Origin of the sequence: Brevundimonas sp. AAP58, from assembly GCF_001295975.1 — a bacterium.
GTDB lineage: Bacteria > Pseudomonadota > Alphaproteobacteria > Caulobacterales > Caulobacteraceae > Brevundimonas.
In genome coordinates this window covers 13,095-29,834 of the sequence record NZ_LJHU01000128.1, presented here as the reverse complement: position 1 = coordinate 29,834, position 16,740 = coordinate 13,095, and the positions used below count along the sequence as shown (strand labels likewise).

Below are 16,740 nucleotides of genomic sequence, written 5' to 3'. Positions count from 1 at the left end.
TCATGACCGCATCCACAGCAGACCACTCCATCCCCGTCGCCAACAAGACGCCGCGCGTTTTCGGCATGCTCGTGCGCTTGCTGTCGGCGAACTGGACCTATGGCTCGCTGACGTTGACTCTGCCGAACGGCGAGGTCCACCGGCTGGAGGGTGCCACGCCTGGTCCCGCCGCCGTCATGCAGGTGATCGACTACCGCTTCGCCCGCCGCGTCTTGGCCAACGGCGATATCGGCTATGCCGAAGGCTATGTCGCGGGCGAATGGGACAGCCCGCATCTGGCCGTGCTGCTGGAGGTTCTAGCCTCCAACTACGACCACATCCGCCGCCTGTTCGACGGCAACGCCATCATGCTGGCGGCAAACTGGATCTCGCACCGTCTGAACCGCAACAGCCGGACAGGGTCGAAGAAGAACATCCACGCCCACTACGACCTCGGCAACGCCTTCTACGAGGCGTGGCTGGACCGGACGATGACCTACTCCTCGGCCCGGTTCGACAGCCCGTCCGAACCCCTGGAGGCCGCCCAGACGCGCAAATACGCCGATCTGGCCCGCGCCATGGACCTGAAGCCCGGCATGCGGGTGCTGGAGATCGGCTGCGGCTGGGGTGGCTTCGCCGAGTATGCGGCCAAGGAGGTCGGCGCCCATGTCACCGGCGTCACGATTAGCCGGGAGCAACACGACTTCGCCCGCCAGCGCCTGTTCAACGCCGGCCTGTCGGAGCGGACCGACATCCGCCTGATCGACTATCGCGACGTCGAAGGCACCTTCGACCGCGTCGCATCGATCGAGATGTTCGAGGCCGTCGGCAAGGAATACTGGGGCGCCTATTTCGACAAGGTGCGCCGCGTGCTGGTCCCCGGCGGGCGCGCGGGCCTGCAGATCATCACCATCCAGGACGAGCTGTTCGACGAGTACAACGCCCGCGTCGACTTCATCCAGAAATACATCTTCCCCGGCGGGATGCTGCCGTCCGAGTCGCGGCTTCAGCCCGTGGTCGAGGCGGCGGGTCTGAGCTGGGACGCGGTCGAGCGCTTCGGCATCGACTACGCCGACACCCTGTCGCGCTGGGACCAGAGGTTCCAGGCGGCCTGGGCCGACATCCGCAAGATGGGGGGCTTCGATGAGCGGTTCCGGCGGCTGTGGCGCTTCTACCTGGCCTACTGCGAGGCGGGATTCCGCTCGCGGCGGACCGATGTGATTCAGCTGGCCCTGACCCGCGCCTAGCGACCGCGCTTTCGCACCCACATGGCCGCGTCGGCCTCGGCCAGCCAGGCCTCGACATCGGTGTGGCCGGCGAAGGCGCGCACGCCGAATGAACCGTCCAGGCGCGCGGACTGGCCTTCCCAGGTGAACTCGGTCGATTCAAGCGCGGCCTTCAGCGCGGCGGCCTTTTCGCGCCCCTCTTCCAGCCCGGCGTTCAGCAGCACGACGGCGAACTCGTCGCCGCCCAGTCGTCCGACGGCGTCGGTGGCGCGCACGTTCTCGAGCAGGATCTCCGCCACCCGCACCAGGGCCGCGTCGCCCGCCGCGTGACCCAGGCTGTCGTTGACGCCCTTGAAGCCGTCGAGATCGAGATAGAGCAGCGCCGCCGGAACCTTGTAGCGCGTGCAGTAGGCCATGGTCCGCGTCAGGGCGGCGACGAACCCCCGACGGTTCAGCACCGGCGTAAGGACATCGTGTTCGGCCGCCGCCTCCGCAGCCTCTGCGCGGGCGCGCAGGGCCTCGACCTCGGCGCGCAGGCGGGCGATCTCGGCATGCGGATCGGCGAGGGCGTCGATGTCGGCCGCGTCGGTCACGGTCGGGCTCCAAGACGGCACAGGGGCGCGACTCAAGGAACGGCCGCGCAAGGACAGGCTAACGCCCTTGGTTGCGGGCGCAACGCGCGTGCTGTAACCGGCCGCTTTCCTGCGAGGAGCCTTGACCGCATGGCGACCGAGACCCCGCCCGTCGCGATCATCATGGGCAGTCGTTCTGACTGGCCGACGATGAAGCACGCCGCCGAGACCCTGGACCGGCTGGGCGTCGCCTGGGATGCCCGGGTGGTGTCGGCGCACCGGACGCCCAAGCGCCTCTGGGAGTTCGCCTCGGCCGCGCGGGGCGCGGGCTTCAAGGTGATCATCGCGGGCGCGGGCGGAGCAGCGCATCTGCCGGGCATGGCGGCGTCGATGACGTCCCTGCCGGTGCTCGGCGTGCCGGTGCAGTCCAAGGCGCTGAAGGGCCTCGATTCCCTGCTGTCGATTGTCCAGATGCCCGGCGGCGTGCCGGTCGCGACCCTGGCCATCGGCGAGGCGGGGGCGAAGAACGCGGGCATTCTGGCGGCCCAGATCCTGGCGCTGGGCGATCCGGTGCTGGCGGGACGGCTGGACGCCTTCCGCGAGGCCCAGACGGAAGCGGTCCACGAAACGGTCGAGGACTGAGTGAGCGGAAGCGACGCGCCTCTCGCGCCGGGTTCGACCATCGGCATCCTCGGCGGCGGCCAGCTGGGTCGCATGCTGTCGCAGGCCGCCTCGCGGCTCGGTTTCGACGTCGTGATCCTGGACCCCGAAGACAACAGCCCCGCCGGGCGGGTCTCGCGCGGCCAGATCGTCGCCGCCTATGACGATCCGGTGGCGCTGAACGTCTTCGGCCGCGTCTGCGACGTCGTCACCTTCGAGTTCGAGAACGTGCCCGCCAGCTCCATGGAACGGCTGGCCGAGGCGGGTGCCCGCGTCGCCCCGGGGCCGGTGGCCCTGGCCGTGGCGCAGGACCGGGTGGACGAGAAGACCTTTTTGAATGGCGTGGGCGCGACGACCGTCGATTTCGTTCCCGTGTCGACGCTGGAGGACCTGACAGCCGCCATTGAGACGCTGGGCTGCCCCGCCCTGCTCAAGACCCGCCGCGAAGGCTACGACGGCAAAGGGCAGGTCTGGATCAAGTCGCCCAAGGACGCGGCCAAGGCTTTCGAGGCCATCGGCGGCCGACCCGCCATTCTGGAGGCGCGCGCCGACTTCACGCGCGAGCTGTCGATCATCGCCGCGCGAGGCCGCGACGACGCGACGGCCGTCTATCCGCTGGGCGAAAATACGCATGCAGGTGGCGTGCTCCGCACCACTCTTGCCCCTGCTGAGGTCGATGCGAAGACCGAGCGACGGGCCCGCGCCATCGCGCGCGCCGTGCTCGATGGTCTGGACTATGTCGGCGTCATCGGTATCGAACTGTTCGACCTCGGGAACGGCAAGCTGCTGGTCAACGAGATCGCGCCGCGCGTCCACAACACCGGCCACTGGACCCAGGACGGCTGCGTTTGCGACCAGTTCGAACAGCACATCCGGGCGGTCGCCGGCTGGCCGCTGGGTCCGACCACGCCCCACGCCCGCGTCGAGATGCACAACCTGCTCGGCGACGAGGTCGAGCAGTGGCGGAAACTGGCCGGCAAGGCCGACGCCCGGCTGCACCTCTACGGCAAGGCGGAAGCCCGCCCCGGCCGCAAGATGGCCCATGTGAACAAGGTCAGGCCGCTGTAGGCTTCGCCGGCCTCGGCGCCGCCTCGACCACCAGACGCCCGGCGGGCGGCGGCGCGAAGACGTCGGCGGGAAACGCTTCCGCGAACAGCCAATCCGCCCAGCGCTCCACCGCAACCGGGATCACCCCGCGCGTGTGATAGGGCGCGACGTCTGGCCCCGGCTCGGTGGTCAGCAGCGAGAAGGCGTCACCCTCCCCCGCGCGCCAGACGGCGGCCAGCGCCAGGAAGGGCGCCTCGGCGTCACGAAACATCCAGCGCGTCTTGGGATAGGTCGAGCCGGTGAACTCGTAGAAGCCGCTGACCGGGACCAGGCAGCGGCCGGTACGATCCCGGTTCAGAAAGGTCCGACCCTCGGCGCGCAGGTTGATGATCGGCCCGGCCTTCGGCTTGAGCGGAGGGAATCCGAAGCGCTGCGTCGTCAGCTGGGTCACGCCGCCCGTCCCGACCACCACCGGCGCGCTATCGGTCGGCCGCACCTCGTCCTGCGGCTCCAGGTTAGGCAGGCCGCCCGGAAAATCGAGCGGCGCGCCGGCGCGCTCGAACCAGTCCACCAGCTGGGTGATGTTCAGCTTGGCCTGATAGGAAGCGCACACGGGATCAGGGCGTGCCGTAACGAAGTTTCGTTAGGAACTCGGTCGCCTTCCTGACCGGGGCGTCGAAGTCCTTGCCGGCCTTCCACTTCTCGAAGGCCATGACGTTTTCGATGCGGCGCGCCACGAAGGCTTCCGCAGCCTCACGCCCCTCGAACCAGCGCAGGGTCAATGCCGGGATCAGGATCCCCGACAGAATGGTGCGCTTGGAATAGTGGTTCCAGTCCGTCGCCGTATCGCCCGCCCAGCGCCACAGGTGATCCGCGCTCTCCCATGCCAGTGTAAGGCCGAGGTCGGTATTGGTCGGGAGCGCCAGAAAGCCCGCGCACTTGCGGGTGGCCTCCAGGTCGTCGGCGCCCGCCTCCATCCGGGCAGACACCGCTCTGGCGATGCGGTCGCGGATCTTCAGGCCCTCGGCGGACCCAAGCGCCTCCAGCGCCCGCGAATCATGTCGCCGCGACAGCAGGGCGGCCAGGTCGCGCGGCCCATTCGGGAACAGCAGCTCCTGATCGCCTTCCGACAGGCCCTCGGCGGCGCAGGCCTCGCGCACCATCCGCCCGTTCCAGCCCAGGGTCGGAGCCAGGCGGATGGCGGCATCCAGTACCGCCTGTTCCGTGGCGTCGGCCCAGTCAGGCTCGGCGTTCGACAGAGGGGGGACGTCGGTCATGAGCCTATCCTTAGCGTCGCCCGGCTGAACGCGCGAGACGGCGATGGGGACCGCGACGAATGGCGGCGGGCCCGCTGGACACTCCGGGGGGCTTGGTGTATCGACCGGGCTTCGCTCGCCGGGCTGTCGCCCGCGGGATCGGATTTTATTTGTCTGCCCGCCTCTCGTAAGGACGCGGCGGGCAGCCAAAGGAGAGTTGAACCTGGTTCAGATTTTCGTTCGCGACAACAATGTCGATCAGGCGCTCAAGGCCCTGAAGAAGAAGATGCAGCGCGAAGGCAGCTTCCGCGAGATGAAGCGCCACGTGCACTACGAGAAGCCCTCGGAAAAGCGCGCCCGCCAGAAGGCCGAGGCCGTCCGCCGCGCCCGCAAGCTGGCCCGCAAGCGCGCCCAGCGCGAAGGTCTGCTGCCGGCTCCGAAGCCCCGCGCACCGCGCGGCTGATCACCGAAGCCGTCTGAAAGATCAAAGGCCGCCCATCCGGGCGGCCTTTTTGCTTTTGCTGCCCCTTAGCGCCCACCGCCCGCGATGGCCTGGCCAAAGCTCTTCCAGCTAAGCTTCACGTCCGACAGGGCTCCGGCCCGGAACGCCCGGCCCGCCAGCCACACCATCAGCAGGGCGACGGCAAACATCCCGGCCATCGTGCCGATGATCTCTATGAGAGGCGGCCCCGACGGCGCGCGCGCCGCCATCAGGAAGGGCGTGAAGAAGGGCACCCAGGACGCGAACCGCACCATCGGGGCGTCCGGGTTCACCAGGGCGAACTGGACCAGCAGGATGGGGATGACCAGCACCATCATGATCGGCCCCATGAGCGTCTGGGCGTCCCGGGGCGTCTCACAGAAGGCCCCGATGGCGGCGAACAACACCGCGTACATCAGGTAGCCACCCACGATGTAGGCCAGGAAGTAGAAGATCAGCCCATCGCGGGTCAGGATCTCCCAGATGTTCGTCGCCTGCTCGGGCACGGTCGTGATCAGCCCCGCCGCGCCGATCCCGCCCCAGACCAGCAAAACCGACACCGTCAGCATCGCCACGCCCAGAACCTTGCCGGTCAGAATCTCTGTCGGCGAGGCGGAGGACAGCAGCACCTCCAGAATCTTGTTCGACTTCTCCTCCATCACGCTGTTCAGCAGGATAGAGGCCCCCGTGATGATCAGCGACCAGAGCAGAAAGCTGAAGGCCAGGCCGATAATGCCCGGCAGCCGATCCTTGAAAGACACCTCGCCCCCGTCCGACGCCCGGGGCGAAAACAGTGTGACCTCGGGTCGGAAGGCATCAGTTGCCTCGACGACAGCCGGATCGATCCCGGCCTGGGTCAGAACGGCGTCCCGATTGGCGTCGCGCAGGGCGGCGCGCACAAAATCCTCCACTGTGTCGTCGGTGGCGCGCGCGGCCCATACCCGCGCCGCCGGCCCTTCGGCCGTGCGGTCGAGAAACACCACGGCGTCCAGACGCTGTTCCTTGGGCGTCTCGTCGGTCAGATAGCGACGCACGACCGCGTCGCGCGCCTCGCCCGGGGCGGCGGCGGACAGATCGGCCGGCGCATCGACAAAACGCATCCGTTGGCGAGTCATCTGGGCGATCGCGCCCTCGGCCGCGCCAGCCGGCGCACCGGACGCCTCCGCGGCTTTCTCTGCGGCCTCTCGCGCGCGTTCCGCCGAACGTTCCGCCTCATCGGCCAGGCGGCCCTGGACCGCCGCCGCCAATCCGGCGGCCTGGGGTCCCTCCTCGATCAGCACGACGGCACGGACCGGATCGGCGTTGTCCATCAACAACGGAATCGCCCCGCCCAGCACCGCGAACAACGGAAACGCCAGCAGCGACAGCCAGAAGCCGACCGTTCGGGCATAGGCCATGAATTCGCGGCGGGCGATCAGCAGAATGCGGCTCATCGGGCAGCCTCCGTCTGGGTTTCAGTCCGGGCGACGCTCTGGTCATGGTCGGGATGGTCGCCGGTCAGGTCGATGAAGGCATCGTGCAGGGTCGGCTCCTTGAGTTCGAAGCGACGCACATCCAGCCCATTCAGAAAGGCTGCCTTCAGCGCCTCCTGACCCGGCGCGCCCTGGGCCAACGCGGCCTTCAGGGTGCGAACCCCGTCATGCTCGGAAACGACTGCCACACCGGTCACGCCGGGCAGGGCCGCGACCTGGTCGACCGCGATGGCTCCTTCCAGGTCCAGGAACCGACGGCTGGTCGCCCGCGCCTCGGCCACCGTGCCGTCGAACGCCTTTCGGCCTCGTGCGATCAGCACGACCTGATCGCACAGCCGCTCGGCGTGCTGCATCACGTGTGTGGAGAACAGCACCGTCGCCCCGTTCGCCGCCAGATCGCGGATGACGGTCTCCAGCCCCTGCTGGTTCACCGGGTCCAGGCCGCTGAAGGGCTCGTCCAGGATCACGAACTCGGGCCGATGCACGACCGAGGCGATCAGTTGGACCTTTTGGGCCATCCCCTTGGACAGCTCCTTCATCTTCTTGTTGCGGGACGCGCCCAGCCCCTGCGCCTCCAGCATCTCCTTGGCCCGCTTGCGCCCTTCGCCAGTCGGCAAGCCCTTCAGCGAGCCGAAGAAGGCGATGGCGTCGACGGGCGTCATCTTCTTGTAGAGGCCGCGCTCTTCCGGGAGGAAGCCGATCCGGTCTCGGACCATGCGTCCGTCCGGCGCGCCGAGAATGGTGATGCTCCCCGTGGTCGCCGGTTGAAGGCCCAGGATCATGCGGATCGTCGAGGTCTTGCCGGCCCCGTTGGGGCCAAGGAAGCCGCAAATCGCGCCCTTTCGGACCGAGAAACTCAGGTCGCGCACGGCCTGGAATCCGCCGTATCGCTTGCTCACGCCCTCGAGCGTCAAGGCATCCATGCGCATCCCCCACTGGCTACTGACCAAGGGGTAGCAAAGGACGCTTTACATGCAAACTGTATTCGCCGTCATGTTCGGCGATAACGTCCTCAGCCGGCGATCGGGGCCTCGACCGCGACCTCGAAGCTCTCGCCCACGACGCGGCCGGGGTTGATCTGCACGCCGTCGCGACGCACTTCGAAGTGCAGGTGCGGGCCAGTCGAATAGCCCGTCGATCCCACCAGACCGATGCGCTCGCCCGCCAGGACCCGATCGCCCGACGCCACGTCGATACGGCTGAGATGGGCGTACAGGGTGGTCATGCCGTTGGGGTGGCGCACCTCGATGAAGTTGCCGTAGCCGTCCGGTTGGCGGCCGATGCGGAGAACCTCGCCTTCGGCGGACGAATAGACCGCCGTGCCCGTCGGTGCCGCGATGTCGACGCCCTTGTGCATCCGGGCGCCCCGCTCACCACCCAGTCTGCGCATGCCGAAGCGGGAGTTGATCGGGAACCCGCGCACCGGTTCTTCGAAGGTGATCGTGCGTGTCACCGGACCAGCCGGTTCCGCCACGGCTGTCACGGGAGGAAGTTCTGGCAGGCTGCCGGGCTCGATGGCGGGCTCAGGGGTGGCCGGCGCCATCGCCATGGCCAGGATGGCGACGCCGGCGAGAGCCGCTCCCTGGCCAGACTGAGCGAGAAGGCCACGGAGGCTCGGCAAGGGTCGGCGCATGATGTCGTCGGCTCTGTCGGCGCTTTGGAGAAAGCTGTCAGGAGCGCCGCCGTTACGATTCGTAACCAAATGCGAGCGGCGCAGGCCGTCGTTCTAAGGGTCCATGGGGCGACTTTGGGGCGCGAGGGGCGGCAGGTCGTCGCACCCCGGGAACCAGAACGAAAAAGCGCGCCGGGCGAACCCGGCGCGCTTCCTTGCAGGCGCGACCCGAGGATCAGGACAGCGGCAAGGTCAGGGTGATGCCGCCCGTATGGCTATCGGCGCTGTCGCCGAAACGACCCCGGTAGCCGATTTCCAGATCGAAGGGCCCCATCTGGCCCGAAACACCCGCCGAGGCGAGGAAGGAGCCGCCGAACGGATCATCAAACCGACGCGACAGGACCTGGGCGGGGTTGCCGGCGATGCCGACCCGAACGGCCTGGGAGCTGTCATCGAGGCTGTCGCGATAGCCGCCTTCGACATGAACACCGAAGCCGCCAACGTCACCCTCAGCCCGCAATGCGACTTCGCCGGTGATGCCCTTCACCTCGCGGTCGCGATACTCGTATGAGGCGGCGAAGCCCTGCTCGGTGTAGCCCTCGATGTCGGAGCTGACATAGGCCACCGCGACCCGCGGCGAGATGGCGATGCCACCGGCGTCGAACCATACACCGGCCTGAACCCGGGCTCCGCTCGAAAAGCCGCGCGTGGTGCCGGTCTGCTCCAGGCCCGGCAAGGCGCTGAAGCGATTGATGTCATTGAAGTCCTCGCTGGCGACGCCCACCACGCCGTTGACGAAGACATTGCCAGACCGCCAGCCACCATAGAGGTCCAGCGACAGCGTCTGGAGCTGGAACGAGGTCGCCCCGGCGGTCACGTCGGCGACGCGCCAGGCTCCGGTCACGCCGAACCGCAGGCTCTCGGTGCCGCTTTCGAGACCGACATTGCCGCCATAGCTGGTGGTTTCACCGGCGGAGGCAAAACCGCGCTGGTCGATGTCGGCGGTGTCATACATGACCCCGCCCACGATGGTCGTTCCGGCCTGCCAGGCGTCCCGGCCCGACAGCCGCGCGGTCGCACCGTCCATCGCGTCCTCGCGGTGACGGAAGGCCGTCTCGCCCTGGATCGTCGAGCTGGCCGCCCGGTCGCCGTAGTACAGGTAGTCCGATGCCAGGGTGGCGATCAGGCGGTGACCGGCGGCGGTCGGGTGCACGCCATCCCAATAGAGGAAGCCGTCGGGATTAGCGCAGACCGCGCCGGTGGTCGTGTTCAGACACTGGCTCGTGGCGTCCGTCAGGCCGAACCGGCCTGGATTGGCGGCGAGGACGTCGGACACCTTGGCGAGATCGAACAGAATGATGTTGGTGTTCGGCCGTGTCGGAGCGAGCGTCAGCAGGGCGTTCTGCAGCTGGCTATTGAACTGGCCACCGGCATAGTCGGCCAGAGCCGCGAGCGGGGTGGGCCGGAACTGTGGCGTCAGGCCGAGGCGAGGCAGATTCGTCACGAGGATCGTGCCCGCGCCCCTGGACGCCACATCATTGACAAGAAAATTCATGTCGGCGACCGCGGCCCGGATGGTCGGGTCGACGAAACCGGTCGGATTCCCCTGCGAGGTGGGCGGCAGCACGGCGAAGGCACCGATCGACTGGAAGATGTTGTTCGCGCCGCCGAGAATGCTGACTAGGTCACCCGATCCGAAGGTTCCGCCCCGCCCGAGATAGGTCGTCAACTGCTGACGCATGCCGGGCGGGAAGGCCACGACATTGTCAGTCCGAGAGCCTCCGTAGGCGAAGTTCACGCTGCCGGTCACCGAGCTCGTCGAGATTGCCCCCCGCAGCGCATTAAAGCCCAGAAGCTCCGTGAAAACCGGACCATTCGAGAAGCGACCCTGGAAGTAAGGCGGCGACTGGGGCTGTGTGTTGAAGGATGCAGCGTAAAGGTTGCCGTTGTCGCTCAGCGAATCACCGAACACGACCAGTCGGTTGTACGTTTGGGCCGATGCGGCGCTGGCCAGAGCTGTGGCGGCGGCAAGCGTCAGGGCACCGAGCGCGGCGCCGCGAAGAAAGCGGTTCATGATGTCCTCCCGTCGGCCGGCTGAATGCGACCGTTCCGCAACACTCTGCGCCGTCCACGGACAGACGCAAGATGCCGCGACGGAAGGTATCAGTGCAGCAACCGGAACCGCAGCGTTCCCGCCACACTCTTCAGCACCCGCAGCGCCTGCGGGTCATAGTCGCGGTCCACGTCGGTGATGACGTAGCCGGTACGCTCGTCGGTCTTGAGATGCTGGCCCAGGATGTTCAGTCCGGCCGCCGACAGTTCGCGGTTCAGCTCGGCCATGACGCCCGGCTGGTTCCGGTGAATATGCAGGATGCGGTGCCCGCCCGAGACCTCCGCCAGCTGCACATTCGGCAGGTTGACGCAGAAGGTGGTGTCGCCCCGGTTTAGATAGCCCAGCAGCCGTTCGGCGGCGAACTCGGCGATGGCCTCCTGCGCCTCCTCGGTCGAGCCGCCGATGTGGGGCGTCAGGATGACGTTCTTCAGGCCCCTCAGCGGACTGTCGAAGGGATCGGCGTTGGTGCGCGGCTCCTCGGGGAAGACGTCGATGGCGGCCCCGCCGACCCGGCCCGAACCGATCGCCTGGGCGAGCGCCCCGACATCCACCACATGCCCGCGCGACAGGTTCAGGAACAGCGTGCCCGGCTTCATCGCCTGGAACTGCTGCGCCCCGATCAGGTTAGCGTTCTCCTTGCGCCCGTCGACGTGCAGGCTGACCACGTCCGCCTCCGCCAGCAGGGCGTCCAGCGACCGCATCCGCCGCGCATTGCCGAGCGCCAGCCGCTCCGACAGATCGTGGAAGATGACCCGCATCCCCAGCGCCTCGGCCAGCACCGACAGCTGTGATCCGATCGCCCCGTAACCCACGATGCCCAGCGTTTTCCCACGCAGCTCTCGCGAGCCGTCGGCGGACTTGTTCCACCGGCCCTCATGCATGGCGGCGGACTTGTCGGCCACGTCGCGCATCAGGGCCACGGTCAGGCCGATCGCCAGCTCGACCACGCTGCGGGTGTTGGAATAGGGCGCGTTGAAGACGGCCACGCCCCTCCCCGCCGCCGCCTCCAGATCGATCTGGTTGGTGCCGATGCAGAAGGCCGCGATCGCCAGCAGCCGATCCGCTTCCGCCAGCACCCGCTCGGTGACGTTGGTCTTGGACCGGATGCCCAGCACATGGACGCCCTTGATCGCCGCGATCAGGTCGTCTTCGTCCAGCGCGCCCTTCTGGGTCTCGACCGAGTATCCCGCGTCCTCCAGCCGTTCGACCGCCGCCGGGTGGATGTTCTCCAGCAACAGCATGCGGATGCGACTTCTCGGATAGCTCCACCGCCCGGCCAGACCCTCGGCATGCAGCAGTTCGTCGATGGACCGCGCCTCGGCGTCGGCGACCTCCACTACCCGCTCCCGCCGCGCGATTTCGGTGAAGGCATAGAAGCGGTCGGCGGCGCCCGCCAGCTTGACCTCCGCATCGGTCCAGCCGTCGCCGACCATGACCACGGGTCCCGTCAGCCCCAACGCCTTGATCACCTCGGGCTTGCCGCCCTCTCGCGACAGCGGGTTGGCCTCGTCCACTCCAATCACGCGGCCGGTCTCGTCATAGATCAGGTCGTTGCACAGCACCCGTTCGGCGCGCACGCCCAGGCGCTCGGCGATCGGAGCGATCACCTCGCGAAAGCCCCCGGACAAGATGATGATCCGGTCCGCGTTTTCGTTGAAGAACTTCAGGTTCCGCCGCACCGACGGCGTGCCCTCATCCAGGATGCGGTCCGCGAGGGTCAGGACGTGTTCGCGCGTCAGCGGCAGCAGAGTGAGGCGCGTTCGAAGCGCCTCGCCAAAGCCGATCTCGCCCGCCATCGCGCGGCCGGTCAAAGACGCCACCTGCGTCCGGATACCCTCAGCGTCGGCGTGACCCGCCAGGGCGATGTCGGCGAGCGCCTCCAGCGTCTCGATCCGCACGAGGGTCGAGTCAAAGTCGAAGATCAGCGTCGGGGCGGCCATGCCCCCTGTTACGCCGACCTTCGCAGATGCAGCAACGGCTTTGTGGTGCCGGTTAGAGACCCGTCAGGCGGCGCACCCGGCTGTCAGGCCGCTGGCTCTCCAGAGCGGCCGCGCCGATCGCCGCCGCGATGGTCGCTACCGCCAGCAGCGCCCCACCCTCCTTGGCGTGATCCCGCGCATAGCGGCCTGCCTCGTCGGCGTAGCGACGCGCCTCGCGGAGATACTTCCGGCGCTGCTTCTCCGAGACCGCCCGCTGGCCGCGCTTGAGCAGCTTGCGGGCACCATAGCGGGCGTCGTCAGACAGGTCTCCGGCGCGATCACCGAGGTCGGCAGCGCGCTCGCCCAGACCGCGCGAAATGTCATTGAAGCGGTGGCGCAAGGCCTCAGCATCGATCCACCCACGCGGATCGATGCGGTCGCGGATCATCTCAAACCGACGCGGGCCGGTGCGCTGGGTCAGCAGCACCGTGCCGACAGCCGCCAGCACGATGATGGCCACGGAGCCGATCGTGATACCGGGATGTTTCCTGGCCTCGGCCAGGGCGCTGAAGTTGCGAACCATGGGGTAGATCATCTCCTCGTCGGTACCCTCGCCGTCCGGGCCGTCCAGGCCCTCGGCGTCCCATGCGGGATCGTCGCCCCGCCGTGCGACAGGAGCGAACCGGGCCAGCAAAGGTTCCGCGAACTCGGGCACCGCCGCCGAGATCATGGCGATCAGCCGTCCGGTCCCGCCGACCGTGATCTCCGTAATAGGATGATGCGCGCACCACAGGGCCGCGTCGGCCACGACCTCCGCTGCATAGACGGGCTGAGGTGGCAGGCCCGCGCGCCGCGCACCGGGATCGAGGACCGGCCCCGGCTTGATCAGCGACACCGAAACCGGATGCCCATCGCGCCTCAGCCGCGCGCGCAAATCGTTGGTGAAGGCCTTGGTCGCCGCCTTGGCCGCCTGATGCGCGACCCAGCCCGGCTGGGGCAGGTCCGACAGGCTCGGCCCCACATTCACGATGGCCCCTCCCCCCTTGCGCCGCGACAGATGCTCTGCCGCGATCAGCGAGCCGTTGACCAGGCCCTCATAGCCCGAATGCTCCGCCTCGACGGGCTCGTCGACGCCCGTGTCTTCGCTGGATCGCGCCTCGACCGGCCCCACGATGTTGATCCATGTCGTAAAGCCCTCGAACAGGCGGACGCACTTTTCCGCCGCCACCGACAGGGCCCCGTAGTCGGCCGCGTCCGCCACCGCATAGGCCGCCCGCCCGCCGTCCCGCTGGATCGCCTCCACCAGATGCCGCAGCGCCCGCTCGTCGGTGTCGATCAGGAAGACGCAGGCCCCCGCCCGAGCCGCCCGCCGCGCCGTGGCCAGCCCCACGCCGTGCGCCGCCTGGGTGACCACGATCGCCTGCTGCTTCAGGGGCTTCAGCGACGGTCGGTTGAACATGGGCGGTCTCTCGAAGCGATGGTCGCGACACAGATAGCCACGCGGACCGGGCCTTACCATCACGCGTGTGGTTTCCTATCTTGCTCCCTTCACCGATTTTCCGCTTCCCAGGACCCCGCCGTGACCGATCACGCGCCGGCGCCGAGCGCGCCCACCGACAACCTCGCCGCCGCCTTCCAGATCGAGGGCTGGCCCGTGCGCGGCCGCCTGGTGCGGCTGGGCGAGGCCATCGACACCATCCTGTCAGCCCACGCCTATCCGGAACCGGTCGCCGCCCTGCTGGGCGAGGCCTGCGCGCTCGCGGCGCTGGTCGGTTCCAGCCTGAAGTTCGAAGGTCGCCTGATCGTCCAGGCCCAGGGCGACGGCCCGGTCCGCTACGTCGTGGCCGACTACGACACCGAGGGCCTCCTGCGCGGCTATTGCCGCTACGACGAGGCCGAGGTCGCCGCCGCCTCCAGCGGCTTTTCGCGTCCGGGTGCCAGGACCCTGCTGGGTCAGGGCGTCTTCGTCATGACCCTGGACCGCGGCCCCGACTTCGAGCGCACGCAAGGCATCACCCCCATCGAGGGCGAGAGTCTGTCGCTCGCCGCCGAGCACTACTTCGAACAGTCCGAGCAGATCCCGACCAAGGTGCGGCTCGCCGTCGGTGCCGTGACCACGGACGCGGGCACGCAATGGCGCGCGGGCGGAGCCCTCATCCAGCTGATCGCCGGCGACGACGCGCGCGGCTCGACCGAGGAGGCCTGGGACCGCACCCGCGCCCTGTTCCACACCTTGGCCGACGACGAGCTGATCGACCCGACCATCACGCCCGAGACGCTGCTGTTCCGCCTGTTCCACGAGGACGGGGTGCGGCTGGAGGACGCCCGCCCGCTGAAGGCCCAGTGCCGCTGCTCCGCCGACCGCATCGAGACGGTCCTCGCCTCCTTCAGCGCGGAGGAACGCGCCGACATGGTCGAGCCCGACGGAAAGATCCATGTGACGTGCGAGTATTGCGCTCGCGTCTACGCGCTCGACCCTGAGGCTGTGGAGGCCTGAAGGCTCAGTATGCCAGCGCGATGCCGTCCTTGCGCATCTCGGTCGCCGCGCCGTAAGTCCACGGCCCTTGGGCGTTCACCTGACGCACGACGTTCTGATAGCCGCCGAAGCCGCCGTTGGGCCCGCCCAGCGTCCAGCCCATGGCCCTCAGCTGCGCCTTGGTCTCCTCCGGCACGCCGGTCTCTAGATGCAGCACGCCCGACCCTTCCGCCGGATGCCCGGTTGGCTCGGACGAGCCCTCGTGCTGCCAGCGCGGCGCGTCGCCCGCCTCCTGTGGGTCGAGGCCGTAGTCGACCATGTTGATGATGATCTGGGCCTGGCCCTGCGGCTGCATGCCCCCGCCCATGACGCCATAGGCCATCCACGGCTGACCGTCCTTGCAGGCGAAGCCGGGGATGATCGTATGGAAGGGCCGCTTGCCCGGCGCATAGACGTTGGGGTGGCCGTCGCGCAGGTTGAACAGCTCGCCGCGGTCCTGGAACATAAAGCCCAGCGTGTGTCCGTCCATGCCGTCGGGCACAAGGCCGGAGCCCATGCCGCGATAGTTAGACTGGATCCAGCTGACCATCATCCCGTCCCTGTCGGCGACGCTGAAGTAAGTCGTGTCGCCCTGCGTCGGCGCATCGCCGGGCATGGCGCGGTCCATCACCCGGTCGGGACGGATCAGGGCCGCGCGCTCGGCCGCATAGGCCTTGGAGTTCAGATATTCGACCGGCGTGGCCGCGAACGACGGATCGGCGAACCACCTGGCCCGGTCCTCGAACGCCAACCGCTTGGCCTCGGCCTGGACGTGGATCGAGGCGGCGGACTGAAAACCCATGCCCGCCAGGTCGAACCGCTCGCAGACGTTCAGGATCTGGTTGGTCGACAGCCCCTGGGTGTTCGGCCCGAGGCTATAGACTTGGACGCCGCGATAAGTCGTCATGATCGGCTCGACCCATTCCGTCCGGTGCGCCACCAGGTCGGCCCGCGTCATCCACCCGCCGATGCGCCGGAAGTAGGCCTGCATCTGATCCGCCAGCGGCCCGTCGTAGAACGCGTCACGCCCGCCCTCGGCGATGGCGCGATAGGTCCGGCCCAGGTCCGGATTGGCGAACACCTCGCCCACGCGTGGCGTCCGGCCCGTCGGCGCATAGACGCGCTTTCGGTTATCATTGTCCTCAATGATCCCGGCGGAGCGGTCGAACCCGGCCATGTTGCGCTCCAGATACCAGGCGATCAGCTGCGGCATGGGCACGCCCTGCTCGCACATCTCCACAACCGGCATCAGCACGTCGCGCCACGGCAGCTTGCCGTATCGCTGATGCGCCGCCCACCAGGCGTGGACCGTGCCGGGCACGTTGACGGTGACGGCGCCGTAGCGCGGCAGATAGCCGTCCGACCCGGCTTTGGACCGCGCCGTCTCCAGAGACAGCCCGCGCGGACTGGACCCGGATCCATTGAGACCGACCACCTTGCCCTGCGCCGGGTCCCACATCAGGCAGAAGGCATCCCCGCCGATCCCGTTCGCCGTCGGCTCGAGGAACCCCAGCGCCGCATTAATGGCGATCGCCGCATCGATGGCCGACCCGCCGCGCCTCAGGGTGTCGATGCCGATCAGTGTCGCCGCCGGATGCGCCGTCGCCGCCGCGCCTTGTGTGCCCCATGCCGTCGAGCGCCCCGCGAACGGTGCCCCCATGATCCGGTCGCCCGGCCCGACGCCGGTATAGGGATAGGCCCTTGCCGCCCCCTGCCCTGCCTGCCCCGATCCGGCCGGCGTCTGAGACGGCGCGGCCGGAGCCCCTACAGCGGCTCCCGCGGCCAGAGCGCCCGCAGGCAGGGTGGTCAGAAAGGTGCGTCTGCGCATCGGCCGTGTCTCCCATCACGATGATGCGACCCTAGAGTGTCCCGCTCGGCTGTGAAGGGT

15 protein-coding genes and 1 pseudogene are annotated in these 16,740 nt (G+C 68.4%); 5 read left to right on the top strand and 11 right to left on the bottom strand.

Annotated features, from left to right (window positions below; translation table 11 throughout):
• Window positions 1–2 precede the first annotated feature (2 nt).
• Complete coding sequence (locus IP78_RS14235) at window positions 3–1,226, top strand: cyclopropane-fatty-acyl-phospholipid synthase family protein (protein ID WP_054112329.1); 1,224 nt, start codon at window positions 3–5, stop codon at window positions 1,224–1,226.
• On the opposite strand, the gene IP78_RS14230 is transcribed toward IP78_RS14235, so the two are convergent.
• Window positions 1,223–1,798, bottom strand: a complete 576-nt coding sequence (locus IP78_RS14230; protein ID WP_054112320.1) for a GGDEF domain-containing protein — start codon at window positions 1,796–1,798, stop codon at window positions 1,223–1,225. The genes IP78_RS14235 and IP78_RS14230 overlap by 4 nt on opposite strands.
• A 129-nt stretch (window positions 1,799–1,927) precedes the next feature.
• On the opposite strand from IP78_RS14230, the gene purE reads away from it, so the two are divergent.
• Both purE and IP78_RS14220 read left to right on the top strand, forming a co-directional pair.
• The gene (gene purE, locus IP78_RS14225) at window positions 1,928–2,419 is read left to right on the top strand and encodes a 5-(carboxyamino)imidazole ribonucleotide mutase (protein ID WP_054112319.1); all 492 of its coding nucleotides are present in this window, start codon (window positions 1,928–1,930) and stop codon (window positions 2,417–2,419) included.
• Window positions 2,420–3,505, top strand: coding sequence for a 5-(carboxyamino)imidazole ribonucleotide synthase (locus tag IP78_RS14220; protein WP_054112318.1), 1,086 nt, complete (start codon window positions 2,420–2,422; stop codon window positions 3,503–3,505). It begins immediately after the preceding gene.
• On the opposite strand, the gene IP78_RS14215 is transcribed toward IP78_RS14220, so the two are convergent.
• Both IP78_RS14215 and IP78_RS14210 read right to left on the bottom strand, forming a co-directional pair.
• On the bottom strand, window positions 3,492–4,097 hold the full coding sequence (locus IP78_RS14215) for an SOS response-associated peptidase family protein (RefSeq protein ID WP_054112317.1): 606 nt from the start codon (window positions 4,095–4,097) through the stop codon (window positions 3,492–3,494). The genes IP78_RS14220 and IP78_RS14215 overlap by 14 nt on opposite strands.
• Before the next feature lie 4 nt (window positions 4,098–4,101).
• A complete protein-coding gene (locus tag IP78_RS14210; protein WP_054112316.1) occupies window positions 4,102–4,761 on the bottom strand; it encodes a COQ9 family protein in 660 nt (219 codons plus the stop codon).
• A 202-nt stretch (window positions 4,762–4,963) separates the two neighbouring features.
• On the opposite strand from IP78_RS14210, the gene rpsU reads away from it, so the two are divergent.
• The gene (gene rpsU / locus IP78_RS14205; RefSeq protein ID WP_156320439.1) at window positions 4,964–5,203 is read left to right on the top strand and encodes a 30S ribosomal protein S21; all 240 of its coding nucleotides are present in this window, start codon (window positions 4,964–4,966) and stop codon (window positions 5,201–5,203) included.
• Between the two features lie 65 nt (window positions 5,204–5,268).
• On the opposite strand, the gene IP78_RS14200 is transcribed toward rpsU, so the two are convergent.
• The 7 genes and pseudogenes from IP78_RS14200 to IP78_RS14175 all read right to left on the bottom strand — a co-directional run bounded on the left by IP78_RS14200 (window position 5,269) and on the right by IP78_RS14175 (window position 13,796).
• Window positions 5,269–6,654 (bottom strand): ABC transporter permease, encoded by a 1,386-nt coding sequence (locus tag IP78_RS14200; RefSeq protein ID WP_054112315.1) that lies wholly within the window; start codon window positions 6,652–6,654, stop codon window positions 5,269–5,271.
• Complete coding sequence (locus tag IP78_RS14195; RefSeq protein WP_082385170.1) at window positions 6,651–7,616, bottom strand: ABC transporter ATP-binding protein; 966 nt, start codon at window positions 7,614–7,616, stop codon at window positions 6,651–6,653. The genes IP78_RS14200 and IP78_RS14195 overlap by 4 nt, the downstream gene beginning before the upstream one ends.
• An 89-nt stretch (window positions 7,617–7,705) precedes the next feature.
• Window positions 7,706–8,314: a M23 family metallopeptidase gene (locus IP78_RS14190; RefSeq protein WP_231681024.1), complete on the bottom strand. Its 609-nt coding sequence runs from the start codon at window positions 8,312–8,314 to the stop codon at window positions 7,706–7,708.
• A gap of 226 nt (window positions 8,315–8,540) precedes the next feature.
• On the bottom strand, window positions 8,541–10,379 hold the full coding sequence (locus IP78_RS14185) for an SGNH/GDSL hydrolase family protein (RefSeq protein WP_054112312.1): 1,839 nt from the start codon (window positions 10,377–10,379) through the stop codon (window positions 8,541–8,543).
• Between the two features lie 89 nt (window positions 10,380–10,468).
• Entirely contained in the window at window positions 10,469–11,698 is a 1,230-nt protein-coding gene (gene serA, locus IP78_RS14180) for a phosphoglycerate dehydrogenase (RefSeq protein WP_231681026.1), read from the bottom strand.
• A 135-nt stretch (window positions 11,699–11,833) separates the two neighbouring features.
• Window positions 11,834–12,358 (bottom strand): annotated as a pseudogene (locus IP78_RS15835) (HAD-IB family phosphatase); the annotation flags it as partial.
• Between the two features lie 52 nt (window positions 12,359–12,410).
• Window positions 12,411–13,796, bottom strand: coding sequence for an SDR family NAD(P)-dependent oxidoreductase (locus tag IP78_RS14175; protein WP_054112310.1), 1,386 nt, complete (start codon window positions 13,794–13,796; stop codon window positions 12,411–12,413).
• A 120-nt stretch (window positions 13,797–13,916) separates the two neighbouring features.
• On the opposite strand from IP78_RS14175, the gene IP78_RS14170 reads away from it, so the two are divergent.
• Window positions 13,917–14,834: an Hsp33 family molecular chaperone gene (locus IP78_RS14170; protein ID WP_054112309.1), complete on the top strand. Its 918-nt coding sequence runs from the start codon at window positions 13,917–13,919 to the stop codon at window positions 14,832–14,834.
• A 4-nt stretch (window positions 14,835–14,838) separates the two neighbouring features.
• Here the strand turns inward: IP78_RS14170 and IP78_RS14165 are convergent, their stop codons facing one another.
• Window positions 14,839–16,680 carry a gamma-glutamyltransferase family protein gene (locus IP78_RS14165; RefSeq protein WP_054112308.1) on the bottom strand — a complete coding sequence of 614 codons (1,842 nt, stop codon included), beginning with the start codon at window positions 16,678–16,680 and terminating at the stop codon, window positions 14,839–14,841.
• Window positions 16,681–16,740: the final 60 nt, after the last annotated feature.